The following is a 988-nucleotide window of genomic DNA, read 5'->3' as shown; positions in this document are numbered from 1 at the left end:
CGCGGTCGATGTCATAGGGGCGGCTCGCTTTCTTCGGATCATCGGCGTATTTGGTCGACAGCGCCTTGCAGGCGTTGAAGCCGGCGATACCGATTTCGCAAATACAGCCCTCGCCGCCGCCTGCGATCATCACGTCTGCATCCCCGGCGCGGATGATGCGGCTGGCATCACCGATCGCATGGGCACCGGTCGAGCAAGCAGTCACGACCGAGTGGTTCGGCCCCTTGAACCCATGACGGATCGAAACCTGCCCCGAGGCCAGATTGATTAGCGCGCCCGGGATAAAGAACGGAGAAACCCTGCGCGGACCTTTGTCGCGGATCAGGTTGGCCGTGTTGGCAATTGATCCCAGCCCACCGATACCGGACCCAATCAGAACGCCAGTGCGCAGGCGGTCTTCTTCGTCTTCGGGCAGCCAATTGGCATCCTTGCAAGCCATCTCGGCTGCAGCGATGGAATAGAGGATGAAATCCTCGATCTTGCGCTGTTCTTTCGGCGGCATCCAGTCGTCGGGGTTGAATGTCCCATTGGTGCCATCTCCGCGCGGCACTTCGCAGGCATAGGTCGTGGTGACCCCGCTTGCCTCGGCATCAAACTGCGTGATTGGTCCTGCGCCGGATTCTCCATCCAGCAGCCGTGACCATGTTTCCTCAACCCCACTGGCCAAAGGAGTGACCAATCCAAGACCGGTTACAACGACTCTGCGCATGAAGTGCCTCTTGCCTGCTTCCTGTTATGAGAACCGCTCATACCCCGGCCCGGGGTGCGGGGGCAAGAGCAACGGCATATTCTGAACCGGCATCCTTGTGCCGTAACCTGTTCAAATCCTCTGTCAATTGAGTTGAACGATGCCTGAAAAGCAAAAACCCGCCCTTCCTTCAACGGGAAAGGCGGGTCGTCTGGTACTGAAGTTTACTGGAACTCGGCGACTGGCTCGTGTGCCGATTGGGCGACTTCCAATGCTTCGGACAGATCGACGGACTTGCGG

The 988-nt window shown here is 58.9% G+C and carries 1 protein-coding gene; it reads right to left on the bottom strand.

The features are described from left to right. Positions 1-709: beta-ketoacyl synthase N-terminal-like domain-containing protein (locus ACR0EL_RS21840; RefSeq protein WP_480502267.1), on the bottom strand; the 709-nt coding region annotated here is incomplete at its 3' end. Between the last annotated feature and the right edge of the window lie 279 nt (positions 710-988).

Source organism: Ruegeria sp. AH12 (assembly GCF_056541465.1).
The sequence above is the reverse complement of the archived record's forward strand: the minus strand, read 5'-3'. Positions and strand labels throughout refer to the sequence as shown.